The sequence below is a fragment of the Pseudoalteromonas sp. NZS71 genome (assembly GCF_015864715.1).
In the GTDB taxonomy this organism is placed as follows: Bacteria; Pseudomonadota; Gammaproteobacteria; order Enterobacterales; family Alteromonadaceae; genus Pseudoalteromonas; species Pseudoalteromonas arctica.
This window is the reverse complement of record NZ_JADYWS010000005.1, coordinates 22,422-35,312: the sequence shown is the minus strand read 5'-3', so window position 1 is coordinate 35,312 and position 12,891 is coordinate 22,422. Positions and strand designations below refer to the sequence as shown.

14 protein-coding genes are annotated in these 12,891 nt (G+C 38.1%); 5 read left to right on the top strand and 9 right to left on the bottom strand.

What is annotated here, in order from left to right:
- Window positions 1-163: 163 nt before the first annotated feature.
- The gene (icd, locus tag I6E85_RS04530; RefSeq protein ID WP_197236634.1) at window positions 164-1,432 is read left to right on the top strand and encodes an NADP-dependent isocitrate dehydrogenase; all 1,269 of its coding nucleotides are present in this window, start codon (window positions 164-166) and stop codon (window positions 1,430-1,432) included.
- Window positions 1,433-1,444: 12 nt separating this feature from the next.
- Here icd and I6E85_RS04525 read toward each other — a convergent pair whose 3' ends face one another.
- The 6 genes from I6E85_RS04525 to I6E85_RS04500 all read right to left on the bottom strand — a co-directional run bounded on the left by I6E85_RS04525 (window position 1,445) and on the right by I6E85_RS04500 (window position 5,103).
- Complete coding sequence (locus tag I6E85_RS04525) at window positions 1,445-1,876, bottom strand: hypothetical protein (RefSeq protein WP_007582519.1); 432 nt, start codon at window positions 1,874-1,876, stop codon at window positions 1,445-1,447.
- Window positions 1,877-2,300: 424 nt separating this feature from the next.
- Window positions 2,301-2,507 (bottom strand): hypothetical protein, encoded by a 207-nt coding sequence (locus I6E85_RS04520; RefSeq protein ID WP_008169332.1) that lies wholly within the window; start codon window positions 2,505-2,507, stop codon window positions 2,301-2,303.
- 29 nt (window positions 2,508-2,536) lie between these two features.
- Window positions 2,537-2,986, bottom strand: a complete 450-nt coding sequence (locus I6E85_RS04515; RefSeq protein ID WP_101163612.1) for a GNAT family N-acetyltransferase — start codon at window positions 2,984-2,986, stop codon at window positions 2,537-2,539.
- Window positions 2,970-3,419 carry a hypothetical protein gene (locus I6E85_RS04510; protein WP_101163613.1) on the bottom strand — a complete coding sequence of 150 codons (450 nt, stop codon included), beginning with the start codon at window positions 3,417-3,419 and terminating at the stop codon, window positions 2,970-2,972. The genes I6E85_RS04515 and I6E85_RS04510 overlap by 17 nt, the downstream gene beginning before the upstream one ends.
- An 87-nt stretch (window positions 3,420-3,506) precedes the next feature.
- Window positions 3,507-3,839 (bottom strand): hypothetical protein, encoded by a 333-nt coding sequence (locus I6E85_RS04505; protein WP_139016249.1) that lies wholly within the window; start codon window positions 3,837-3,839, stop codon window positions 3,507-3,509.
- Between the two features lie 316 nt (window positions 3,840-4,155).
- Entirely contained in the window at window positions 4,156-5,103 is a 948-nt protein-coding gene (locus tag I6E85_RS04500; RefSeq protein WP_010554227.1) for a LysR family transcriptional regulator, read from the bottom strand.
- A 381-nt stretch (window positions 5,104-5,484) separates the two neighbouring features.
- On the opposite strand from I6E85_RS04500, the gene aceK reads away from it, so the two are divergent.
- The 3 genes from aceK to I6E85_RS04485 all read left to right on the top strand — a co-directional run bounded on the left by aceK (window position 5,485) and on the right by I6E85_RS04485 (window position 8,598).
- The gene (aceK, locus tag I6E85_RS04495; RefSeq protein ID WP_101163614.1) at window positions 5,485-7,257 is read left to right on the top strand and encodes a bifunctional isocitrate dehydrogenase kinase/phosphatase; all 1,773 of its coding nucleotides are present in this window, start codon (window positions 5,485-5,487) and stop codon (window positions 7,255-7,257) included.
- Window positions 7,258-7,321: 64 nt separating this feature from the next.
- Window positions 7,322-8,284, top strand: coding sequence for a zinc-binding dehydrogenase (locus I6E85_RS04490; protein WP_101163615.1), 963 nt, complete (start codon window positions 7,322-7,324; stop codon window positions 8,282-8,284).
- Between the two features lie 62 nt (window positions 8,285-8,346).
- The gene (locus tag I6E85_RS04485; RefSeq protein WP_007582532.1) at window positions 8,347-8,598 is read left to right on the top strand and encodes a DUF2999 family protein; all 252 of its coding nucleotides are present in this window, start codon (window positions 8,347-8,349) and stop codon (window positions 8,596-8,598) included.
- A gap of 81 nt (window positions 8,599-8,679) precedes the next feature.
- On the opposite strand, the gene I6E85_RS04480 is transcribed toward I6E85_RS04485, so the two are convergent.
- Window positions 8,680-9,180 carry a fasciclin domain-containing protein gene (locus I6E85_RS04480; protein ID WP_007582534.1) on the bottom strand — a complete coding sequence of 167 codons (501 nt, stop codon included), beginning with the start codon at window positions 9,178-9,180 and terminating at the stop codon, window positions 8,680-8,682.
- A gap of 183 nt (window positions 9,181-9,363) precedes the next feature.
- On the opposite strand from I6E85_RS04480, the gene lepB reads away from it, so the two are divergent.
- On the top strand, window positions 9,364-10,014 hold the full coding sequence (gene lepB / locus I6E85_RS04475) for a signal peptidase I (protein ID WP_007582535.1): 651 nt from the start codon (window positions 9,364-9,366) through the stop codon (window positions 10,012-10,014).
- Window positions 10,015-10,095: 81 nt separating this feature from the next.
- Here lepB and I6E85_RS04470 read toward each other — a convergent pair whose 3' ends face one another.
- Both I6E85_RS04470 and metG read right to left on the bottom strand, forming a co-directional pair.
- On the bottom strand, window positions 10,096-10,743 hold the full coding sequence (locus I6E85_RS04470) for a bifunctional 4-hydroxy-2-oxoglutarate aldolase/2-dehydro-3-deoxy-phosphogluconate aldolase (protein ID WP_024590430.1): 648 nt from the start codon (window positions 10,741-10,743) through the stop codon (window positions 10,096-10,098).
- Between the two features lie 116 nt (window positions 10,744-10,859).
- Entirely contained in the window at window positions 10,860-12,881 is a 2,022-nt protein-coding gene (gene metG, locus I6E85_RS04465) for a methionine--tRNA ligase (RefSeq protein ID WP_007582537.1), read from the bottom strand.
- Window positions 12,882-12,891: the final 10 nt, after the last annotated feature.

The following is a 12,891-nucleotide window of genomic DNA, read 5'->3' as shown; positions in this document are numbered from 1 at the left end:
AACTGGTACGCCAGGCTTAATATACAAGACCAACTAAATGGATAAATAATCACGCCTAATTCTTTATTTTTTAAAATGATAGTAACTATAAAAGTACAAATACAGACACTCCTAGCTAAGCATGGTTTAATCAATTAATCGTTATTTTAAGTTAGGTTTAGCCATGACGTATCAGCATATTCAAGTTCCTGAGCACGGCCAAAATATCACTATTGATGCACAAGGACACTGGCAAATACCGTTAGAACCTATCATTGCTTTTATTGATGGCGATGGCGTGGGTCTAGATGTTATGCCGGTAATGCGCCATGTTGTTGATAGTGCAATTGAGCATTGTTATAAAAGCGCACGGAAAATTCATTGGATGCAGGTTTATAATGGCGAGCAGGCCGCAAAGCTGTATGACGGTGATTGGTTTCCACAAGAAACAATTAACGCGGTACGTGCCTGTAAAATTGCCATAAAAGGGCCGTTAACCACACCACTAGGTGGTGGTTTTCGATCTCTTAATGTCGCACTCAGGCAAGAAATGGATTTGTTTGTAAATATGCGCACTATAAAAGGTTTTAGTGCACTCCCTTCTCCTTTAAAAAACCCTTTTTTAACAAGCATAACAGTGCTTCGTGATAGTAGCGAAGACGTGTACTCAGGTATTGAGTGGCAAGCAGGCAGTGTAGAGAGCGAAAAAATGCTCGATTTTTTATGTGAGGAAATGGGCGTAACCCGCCTAAGGTTTTCACAAGAGTGCGGAATTGGTATTAAAAATATATCTAAAGAAGGCTCTGAGCGACTAATGCGCTTTGCAATTAACTATGCACTTAAAAACGATAGTGAATCATTAACGCTAGTACACAAAGGTAATGTACTTAAATTTACCGATGGTGCATTTAAGCGTTGGGGGTTTGCACTTGCACAAAACGAGTTTAATGCCACCGCACATGAAAATGGGCGTTGGTTGCAAATAGAGCGAGCACACCAAGCGCCCTTAATTATTAAAGAAGTCATAGCCGATAACATGCTGCAACAATGTTTAATGCATCCAGAGCAATTTGATGTAGTGGTCACGACTAACCAAAATGGTGACTTTTTAGCTGATATGCTCAGTGCACAAGTTGGTGGTGTTGGTATAATGCCTGCTGCAAATTTAAATAACGATGTCGCATTTTTTGAGCCTACACACGGCACGTTTGAACGTATAGCAGGGCAAAATAAAGCAAACCCCAGCAGTAGTATTTTAAGTGCGGTATTAATGCTTAAATTTATGGGGTGGGACGAAGCCGCATTACTCATAGAAAATGCGTTAGAGCAAACATTTAAAAGCGGTGAAGTAACCTTTGATTTAGCGCAAGAGCAGAGCGATAACTCAAGTATTCATAACTCGACAACCTTAACTTGTACTGGCTTTGCAAAGAAGGTTATCGAGCACTTTTAAATACATCCATTATTAAGCTGCTGAGGCAGTTTTTACTCTGTGCATACAAGGGCGGTTGGTTAACTGCGCTGCACGATGGTAAATCTCATGTGCTTGGGGTTCATCGCACTGTGTACCACTAAGCGTATCCATTAACGCAACAACAATAATTGCAGGAACCTGGCAGCAATACTCGTCTAAAACGGCTTCCGTAGTTTGTGCATCAACATGGCAAAGTGGATGATTTTTAAGTTGGTATGCATTTAATAATGTATCAACTTCTAATACATCATCTGGTTGATGCTTTGTTTTACGGCATTTACAACCAAACTCGTCAACTAAAGTAGCTAACGCTTGGTAAGTTTCAGTAGTGTTAGCCTTAGTGCATAACTGCTCTTCAATGAACTGATGCAAGTTAGCATCGATGAATAATCCGTCTTGGCGTGTGAAAGAAGTTGTTGTCATAATAATTACTCTTAGTTTGTTGGCTTAACTTCACTCTAGCGCTAAGTGTATTATTAATAAAATTGTTGTTTTCAATAACTGATATTGATTTTATCAATAGTAAGATTTAATGGTTAATAGAACGCAGAAAACAATCTTAAATAATACTAATTAATTTGGTGCAATGCGGTGAAAGTGTGCACAAAACTGGAACAAGGGGAGGAGTTGAGGAATAAAGAAGGAATCTTAGTTAATTGTTTTTATTGAATTTTAATTATTTTATGAAGTTGGTACTAAGCTTGCTAATAATACGCTGTAGGTAGATTCCTATATCGACGATTTCCAAAAGCGCCACGGTATTTTCCCAAAGTTGAATACCGTGGCGCTTTTTTATTTTTCGCGTGTATTTTATTTATCCGTCACAATAGCAATAACAATAGTAATGTTAAATTTTAATAAAGTAGGGAATAGCCACTAAAATAGCGCCTACAATCAGTAGCATGCTAACACTGGTCATAAAGTACGGAAAAACCAATAATGACAAACCAATACAAAGTGGCACTACGGCTTTTTTTCTTCGCCCGTAAGTAAGGTAGCCAATACCTATGCCGCCAAACAAAACACTCCACGCAATTATTGATGCACTATCCATTTATAAATTACCTATTTTGAAATACTGATTTAAATTACGACCGACATAGCCAGTTTTTCAATACCATGTGAAGGAGTCCATCTTTTGAATTCCACGAAACCATGCTTTTTATATAAATTTATTGCAGGAGTATTAGCAACTGCAGTCTCAACTCTTGCATGAGATAAATCACCGATTGCTAGAACATAATTTATTAGCTTACTTGCGATACCTTTTTTAAAATAGCTAGGATCAACGGTTAAACTACAAATATCTAAACACTCGTTGTTTGTATCTACTTCAATAACAGCTACTAAACATTCATTTTCGCTGTAGCCATAAAAGGTTGTTTCTGATTTTTTAATATCTTTAGTATTACGTGTTAAAGGAGGGAAGTTATGCGCGCCGATCAGTTTAGCCTCAATAGCATAGGATTTTTGAAAGACAGCAAAAATTTTATTTGCAGTATCGTTATTCTTATTATTAAGTTTGTTTATCATTGTCTTCTTTTTTAGAAAATAAAGCATGAATACCATATGCCGTAATAAAACCTCCGGCACTAATTGTGAAAAAAAGAAATAAATAAAACTTTTTCGGGTTATTTTCTAAAGATGCCACTGCCGGCTCATTGTATCTCTTATAAATGACACCACTTTCGTAATTAAAATAGCTGCGCAAAAGAATAAACAAACCTAAAACAATACACAGGAGCGCTTTACTTGTTTTCTTAGTGTTCTTTTTAGCTATTACTATTTGTTGCGCAGCTTTTGGCTCAGTTCGACTTGGTTTAGCTAATTCATCTTTAAGGCGTTTGTAGTTCTCTGGATATTTATGTGAGTCAATACTTTCAATTGCTTCGTTTAATTCACTAAGTGAATAAGCAGAGTAATCAATATTTATAATAATCTTCCTTAAAAGGCTCTTAAATAACACTTACACAGCAAGGTTTTTAAATTGTTGTTATTTAATGGTATTTTTATAATCCGATTAAGTTTATTTTAATGTAGCAAAGACTTGAGGTTAGTCACTTTTACTTTCATATTTAAACTCGAATGAAACTATTGCAGCCAATATACCCCCAGTCGCTAATATAGCAGCGCTAAATAACATCTCCCATAATAATTTTTTCAATAGTAGAGTCTGATGAATATTTGTAAATATTACGCTCCAAGTTTGTTCAAAGTTGTATAAATTAACAACTTCATGAACATCATATAAAAAAGTACCTAACCCATTCAAAAAGTATGCAAGAGCTATATAAACAAAAAGTCGTGCAGTAAATAAGAGGGTTTTTAAATTATCAGTTTCAACTTTAGAGAAAGGAAGAAAGCTAATTTTGGTGACCTTGCTCATTATAAGTGAACACTTCAAATATAGGTATTGGTACATAAAATTCCATTTTTTAATATGTCTTAGGTTATTGATAACGAGTATCTAAAGTTATTGACTTTATATTACTAATTAAGAATAACGCAGTACCTATTTTGATTCAATTCTTCAGCGAACATTGTATTTGAGTTCTAGCTTTTTCATTAGGTAGTTTTTAACTCAATGTATTTAAAATGCTAACCAAGCTATTAGCTCAAATTACCTCATGAATCAGTGCATATCAAAGAGTTAAGAGTTAGGTTCTTGAATCCTTATCAAAGATTTTAAGGTTTGATCTTATTTACCTATCTGCAATCGTTTTAGCAAACGCTAATAACTCACGTCTTAACCATTGGTGTGCAGGGGCATGGTGTAGTAGCGGGCTCCATATCATTTTTACCTCAATAGGCACTATTTGAAATGGTACAGGGCTGATTACTAAATCAGTATGAGAGGTTAACAATTTAGCCTGCCTGCGCGGTAGGGTGGCAATAAGTTGCTCTGATTGGCAAAGCAGGCTTGCGACCATGTAGTGGCGAGTAAAAACACGTATTTTACGGGTTTGTTCTAGTTGCCAAAGGGCTTCGTCTACCCAGCCTAATTTTTGCTTACCTGATTTATTAGTAACAGCGGCCTCTGGTCCCCAGCCTGCACGGTTTACCCAAATATGTTCTTTTTGTAAGTAGTCGTCTAACCCTGAATGTTGTAAAAATGTATTTTTAGGATGCGTTAAACAACAGTAGTTATCTCGCCATACACTGGCTTGATGAAACGAGCGTGGTAGGCCATTAAAGCGGTTTATTGCTAAATCAATAGTGCCTTTTTCCATGTCTTGCAGGTTTACGTCGCTTGGGCTTAATACATCAAAATTAATACCTGGATTTTTACTAAGCTGCGCAGTTATAAAAGGGGCTATTAAGGTCGACTCTATGTAGTCGTTTGCCATTATTCTAAACGTAACTTCAGCAGTTGCTGGGTTAAACTGCTCACTAGGCTGCGTAATAGCTTCAGCCATTTTTAATAGGGCCTCAACTTCAGGCTTTAATGCAAGTGCCTTTGCCGTTGGCGTCATAGAGCCTGCGGCACGCACAAGTAGCGGGTCGTCAAATAAATCGCGCAAACGTTTTAATGCGTTACTCATAGCCGGTTGAGTAAGCGCGAGTTTATTTGCAGCTTTTGAAACACTTTTTTCATCGATGAGTACATTTAAGTAAACTAACAAGTTGAGGTCGACGTTTCTTATATTCATATGGGCGTGTTGGCCTTTCAGGGTTGAAATTTGTTCAATCTAGGGGCGATTTAATCGCGGCGCGAGGTTTGCCACCTAGTGGGCTAAGTAAAAATCGAGCAACAAAGAGTTAATTGTCCCTAGAAAGAACCCTATGGGCAGTGTGTATTTGGCCTTTATGCAGCGGTAAAGTACATTTATGGGGAGTCACCACACTACATGTACTTTGCCTTGCTTAAAAACCAAATACACGGCTGCAAAATTAACCTCGAAAGGTCAATACGCCCAATAAATTCTATTTATATGCTTTATTAATTATCTAAATTAAAGCCTGCTTGCTAAGGTGTAAACCATTAATAAAAAATAACCGCCATAACTGGCATCAATATAAGTGCTGTATTTATGCAAAATAGGCTAACAAATCAATCTAATAATGCGCTACAACACGTTGTAGCCAGTAAGCTTGCACGATCTGTTTTTGCTGGATTTGAGGCGATGTTTTCGCAATTTTTAAATATTACACTGGGTGCACAAAGCCGTTTTGAACAACGACAGTATCACAGTGTACAAAGTGCTATGCGTGAACGTTTACAAGTGTATGAGCGCGAAGTAAAAAACGTGAGTGAAGCCGTCAGAGTTATTGCTTACGCTGAACTTACTTGCCCGCAAACGTGGCAGTTAGCTAAAAATATTTACGGCGATATGGTAGAAAATCACGAAAATAAACCCATTGCGCATACATTTTTTAACTCAACGTTTGGGGCAATTTGGGACGATAAAAAAATTCGTACTGTGCATTTGTTTGTATTAAAAGCAAAGTATCGTAGTGAGCCACGCTCTTATGAAAGCTTAGTGAGCAGGGTATCGCTACATAATGGGTTTAATAACGCCGTTAAAACGCTTATTACTAATCAAGTATTTAGAGTGCCGTTTAGTCATTTAGAACGCGATGTAGCCACATTACAAAGTACGTTAATGCAAGGCGCTAAGCAGCAATGCAAACAGGTGTACGAACTTATAAATTTAAACGATGGGTATATTGAATACGCCAACTCATTATTTTTTAGAAACAAAGCCTGTTATTTAATTGGGCGCTGTATTGCTAAAAATGGCGACAATATGCCTTTTGCCATTGCTATTCTAAATACCGATGAGGGACTAAAGCTTGATGCTGTAATGATGGGCGCCGATCAATTAAGTTTATTATTTGGTTTTGCACGCACCTATTTTATGGTTGATACCGATAAGCCCGCTCGTTATGTAGATTACTTAAGTGTGTTAATGCCACATAAACAGCGCTTTGAGTTATTTAACGCCATTGGTTTTATAAAGCACGCCAAAACTGAGTTTTATCGGCACAAGGTTGATACGACTAAAAATAGTCCAGCCAACTTTAAGTATGTTACAGCACCAGGGACGCCAGGTATGGTAATGCTAGTATTTACTATTGAAGGGCTAGATTACGTTTATAAAGTAATTAAAGACAAATTTAGTGCGCCAAAAACAGCCACCAAAGCACAAGTGAAAGAAAAGTATAACTTTGTAAAACAAGCCGATAGGGTTGGTCGTTTGGTAGACACACACGAATTTAGATATTTAGCGTTTGATTTAAGCCGTTTTAGCGACGAGCTGCTTGAGCAGATGAAAAGCCAAATTGGTAGCAGCATGGTTATATCTGGCAAGGCACTTATTTTAAAGCACGTTTATGTTGAGCGTAAAATGACCCCGCTTAATTTATATATTACCCAATGCGATAACAAAACCTTAGAGAGAGTGATGCATGACTACGGTAAAGCAATTAAAGAATTAGCGGGTGCTAATATATTTCCGGGCGACATGCTAATGAAAAACTTTGGAGTAACGCGATGGGGGCGAGTGGTGTTTTACGACTTTGACGAAATTTGCCCACTAACTGATTGCAACTTTAGAGAGGTGCCACAAACCCAAAATGCACTTGAAGAGCTAAGTAGTAACTCGTATTTTGATATAGCTGAAAACGATATATTTCCGAGCCAATTTAAGGTGTTTTTTAGCGCCAACGAGATTGCGTTTAATTATTTTAATAATGAGCACAGTAACTTGTTTTTAGCGACGTTTTGGCAAGGTTGTCAGCAACAAGTACACAATGGTTTTCTACCCGATGTTTATCCTTACAAACAAAGTTGGCGCTTTTGAGGTTGTTTGAATCTGTGTTCATCCCCATCTATATGTTATTACAGTTTTTAAACTTGGAGCAACAATGAAATATATTTCTCATGAAGATGGTAATCTTGCATTTAGTGAAACCGAAAAACCGGTTTTAAAGAGCCATGAAGTACTCGTTAAAGTTGCAGCAATAGGTGTAAACCGTGCAGACAGTATGCAGCGCCAAGGTAAATACCCGGCCCCCGCGGGAGATAGCCCTATTTTAGGTTTAGAATGTGCCGGTGTTATTAGCGATATTGGCGGTAAAGTTGATAGAGTTTGGCTTAATAAACGTGTTTTTGCTTTGTGTTCTGGTGGCGCTTACAGTGAATATGTAGCCGTTGATGCAAAGCAGCTTATGGAATTACCCGATGATGTAACAATGGCTGAAGGCGCTGCAATAAGCGAAGTGTACCTAACAGCATTTGGCGCATTATTTGAGCTTGGTAAATTGCAAAAAGGGCAAACAGCGCTTATTCATGCAGGTGCTAGTGGTGTGGGCGGTGCAGCAATTCAAATGGCTAAAAGTGCAGGTGCTACCGTGGTTATTACTGCCGGTACGGATGAAAAATGCCAACACGCAAAAGAACTCGGTGCCGATCATGTCATTAACTACAAAACCACTGACTTTGTAGAATATATGAAAGCAAATGAGTTAACAGCTAATGCAATTGTAGATCCTGTTTCGGGTAGTTACTTAAATAAAAATGCCGCTATTGCAGCGATGGATTGCCAAATTGTAATGCTTGCATTTTTAGATGGACGTTTTGCAGAAGTTGATTTTGCAGCGCTTTTACGCAAACGTATTTCGTTTCATGCCTCAACGCTTAGAAATCGTAGTATTGAGTTTAAACGCCAAGTACGCGACGACTTTGTAGCACGCTTTTACAATGATATTGCCACTAAAAAGTACGACTTTAACTTGTATAAAACATTGCCTTGGAGCGACGCAAACGAAGCTCATGCTATTTTAGAGCGTAATGAAAATGCTGGTAAAGTTGTTTTACTTGTAGAGTAACTCTTTAATTTTAGGGTTTAGCCCATATACTAAGCCCTACAAAAAACACTTAAGGTTTAATAATGAATCCAATACTAGCAATACTTAAAGAGCACAATGTAAGCGACGAAAAAGTAAAAGCATTGTTTGAAGCGTTTACTCAAAACCCAATGATGGCAATGGCGCTTGTTCAAGAGCTTGGTATTCCGCCAGAAAAGCTACAGCAACTAATGGCAGTCGTAATGACTCAACCGCACCTTATTAAAGAAGCGACTGACGAACTTGGTTTAGATTTTGAAAAAGTAAAAGAAGCGAAAGAAAAACTAAATCAATAATTTGTTATGTCATGAAACAAAAATAAATAAAAAAGCATAAGTATTTACTTATGCTTTTTTAGTTGGCTTATTCTTTTATGACTACTCTTTTGGAAGTAGTACTGTGTCGATAACATGAATTACGCCGTTGCTTGCTTTTACATCAGCTTTTACAACTTTAGCGTCATTTATCATTACGCCCATGCTGTCGGCTTTAACCATAACTGATTGGCCTTGTAGTGTTTTCGCACTGTCTACCTTCATTACATCGGCTGCCATCACTTTTCCAGACACTACGTGATAAGTTAATACCGCCGTTAGCTTATCTTTGTTTTCAGGCTTGAGTAACATTTCTACAGTGCCTTCAGGTAATTTAGAAAATGCAGCATCTGTTGGTGCAAAAATAGTAAAGGGTCCTTTACCTTGCAGTGTTTCAACTAAACCTGCGGCTTTAACAGCAGCAACAAGAGTAGTGAACGAACCATTTTCAACGGCTACTTCAACAACGTCTTTTTTCATACCATGATGATCAGCATAAGCCATTGTAGTAAATCCAAGGCTTGCAGTTGTAAACAATAATGCAGTAGTAATTTTCTTAAACATTTTATTTTCCTTTAAGTTAATACCCGTTGGTTTCGTTAAATGTTACGACGCTCTAAATTTAATCGATCAATTAAAATTAGTAGTCAACATGTTTTGTTACATCATTGATTGAACTGCAGCTAATTAGCAAAGTCATATAAACAGTTACTTAATTAAAGACTTGTTCAATTGAAGGGAATAGGCATGAAATTAGTTTATAAGTTTTGGAAAAATAACCGCTCTCTTATCGTATTTATTGCACTGATGAGCGTATTTAGAAGCGCTGTTGCCGATTGGTACGAAGTACCAACAGGCTCAATGAAACCGACCATTCAAGAAGGTGACAGAATACTTACCGATAAAATGGCCTACGATATTCGCGTCCCATTTACGCACATAAAATTACTTAAATTAGCGGATCCACAAGCTGGTGATATTATTGTTTTTGACTCACAAGCTGCCGATAACCGTTTAATTAAGCGTGTAATTGGTGTGCCAGGAGACACCGTTGCGCTTGAAAATAATGAGCTCATTATTAATGGTAAAAAACTTAATTATGCAGATCAGCGCAGCAACATAGACTCACTTGATAAAATTGAAGATTTAAACGGATTAGAGCATTCGATAAGAGTGGCAAATATTCCTTCACGTTTATCGGGGTTTGATGCAATTACAATTCCTGATGATTATTACTTAGCAATGGGCGATAACCGCGACAATAGCGCTGACTCGCGTGTAATAGGTTTAATTCCGCGTAACGAGTTATTAGGAAAAGCAGAGCGCGTTATAGTGTCACTTGATTACGATAATTATTACTTACCAAGAAAAGATCGCGTATTGAAAAAGCTGAATTAATTAGTAGTAATTAATTTTGTATAGCGCCCAATCAAATTTTATGAGCGCACATTTGGCTATTTTATAAATAAAATAAACTGCCTATTTAGGCAGTTTACTTATATAGTTTTTTACAAGCTTGGTAAGATCACTACGCTCTTGTTCGGTATTTAATACCTTACAAAAATCGCCACTTACTGCCGCGCCACAAGCACCTGCTTCAAACCATTGTGATAAATTATCTAAATTCACACCACCAACAGGTATTAATTGTGCTTCTGAAAATGGACCTGTTAATGCTTTAAAGTAACCAACGCCCATACTGCCTGCAGGAAATACCTTAATAATATCTGCCTTATATTCAATTGCATTTGCTACATCGGTAGGTGTTAGCGCGCCCATTAATACTGGTAACCCGTGCTGGTGGGCAAGTTCGACAACCGATTTGTTGGTATTTGGCGTTACGATAAACTGCGCGCCTGCATCAATTGCTTGCTGAGCAAGGGTGGTGTTAATTATTGTGCCTGCACCAATAAGTGCGTTTTTATGAGCTGCACGAGCTTTTGCTATTTCTTGCTCAAAGCCCGGTGTATTTGAGGTGATCTCGAGTGCGTTTATGCCCGCATTAACTAAACAATCAATTAATGGTGCTACATCACCTTGTTGCTTTAAGCGCAGTATGGCGACTAATTTGTGTTGTTTTATTTGGCTACTTACTTTTATTCTGTTGGCATCTAAAATTTGGGTCATAATTACAATTCACTTTATTTAATACAGAGGCATTCGTATTGAATATACGACTAAACATTGTTTTTGCCCATAAAAAAACCGCTGATGTATCAGCGGTTTTTATTGTATGAGTAATATTACATTACGCGCATACCAGGCTCTGAGCCGTCATCTGGGTTAAGAATATAAATTTCTTTTCCGCCAGGACCTGCAGCTAATACCATGCCCTCTGACATACCAAAGCGCATTTTACGAGGCTTAAGGTTAGCGACCATAACGGTTAACTTACCTTCAAGATCCTCTGGTGCGTAAGCTGATTTAATACCTGCAAACACTTGGCGAGTTTCTCCGCCTAAATCAAGTGTTAGCTTAAGTAGTTTATCAGCGCCTTCTACGTGCTCTGCTTTAGCAATTTTAGCTACGCGTAAGTCTACTTTTGCAAAGTCATCAAATTCTATCTCGTCGCTAATCGGCTCTTTTGCAAGTGGGCTGTTAGGGTCAATAGTTACTTTTGGCGCTAAGCTTTCTTTAGATTCTTCAACCATTTTATTTACTTTATCCATTTCAACACGTTGCATTAACGGTTTAAATTTATTGATAGGGTGGCTTACGAGTGCATTTTGAACGCCGTCCCATGCAAGGTCGTCATTTAAAAATGCTTGTACGTTGTCGGCCATTTCTGGTAGCACTGGTTTTAAGTAAGTAATTAAAACGCGGAACAAGTTAAGACCAAGAGAACACACTTCGTGTGCTTCTTGTTGCTTAGTTTCGTCTTTAATTAATACCCAAGGTGCTGCGCCATCAATAAATTGGTTTGCTTTGTCGGCAAGCGCCATTATTTCGCGAATTGCGCGGCTGTAATCGCGGTTCTCATAGTGTGTTGTAATGCTAGGTGCAGCCGCTTGAAACTCTGCTAACAGCTCTGGTTGCATAATAGTGCTGCTTAGCTTGCCATCAAACTTTTTAGTAATAAAGCCAGCACAACGGCTCGCTATGTTTACTACTTTACCTACTAGGTCTGAATTTACGCGTTGTGCAAAGTCTTCTAGGTTTAAATCAAGATCAACAATACCGCTGCTTAATTTTGCTGCGTAGTAGTAACGTAAGTACTCTGGGTTTAAGTTATCTAAATAAGTACGCGCTTTAATAAACGTACCCTTTGATTTAGACATTTTTTCGCCATTTACAGTAACAAAACCATGAGCGAATACGTTAGTTGGCTTTCTAAAGTTAGCGCCTTCTAGCATTGCTGGCCAAAATAAGCTGTGGAAATAAATGATGTCTTTACCAATAAAGTGATAAAGCTCAGCGTCTGAACCTTCAGCCCAAAACTCATCAAAGTTGATGCCTTTTTTATCACATAGGTTCTTAAAGCTCGCCATGTAACCAATAGGTGCATCTAACCAAACGTAAAAATATTTGCCCGGTGCATTTGGAATTTCAAAACCAAAGTAAGGCGCATCACGGCTAATATCCCACTGTTGCAGACCATCGGTAAACCATTCGTCTAGTTTGTTAGCCATTTCTTGTTGAATAGTGCCCGAGTGTAACCACTCTTTTAACATGCCTTCAAATGCTGGTAGGTCAAAAAAGTAATGCTCAGAATCTTTAAGTACAGGCTCAGCGCCCGACATTACAGAACGTGGATTAATGAGTTCGGTAGGGCTGTATGTAGCACCACACGAATCACAGCTATCGCCGTTTTGGTTTTCAGACTTACACGTTGGGCAAGTACCTGTTACAAAGCGGTCAGGTAAGAAAATACCTTTTTCCGGATCGAATAATTGCGAAATAGTGTGCTTTTTAATATGACCAGCATCGTTTAGGCGGTTATAAATAAGTTCGCTTAATTCTTTGTTTTCTTGGCTGTGCGTGCTGTGGTAGTTATCAAATTTGATATTAAAGTCAGCGAAGTCGCGTTGGCGTTCTATGCTCACTTGTTTTACCATTTCTTCAGGCGTGATCCCTTGCTTTTGTGCATTAAGCATAATTGGTGTGCCGTGGGCATCGTCTGCGCAAACATAATAAGCTTCGTGGCCCTGTAGTTTTTGAAAACGTGACCAAATATCAGTTTGAATATATTCCAATAAATGACCTAAGTGAGTAGGGCCATTTGCATAAGGTAATGCGCTGGTAATCAGGATCTTTCGCTGCGTCATAATCATTCCG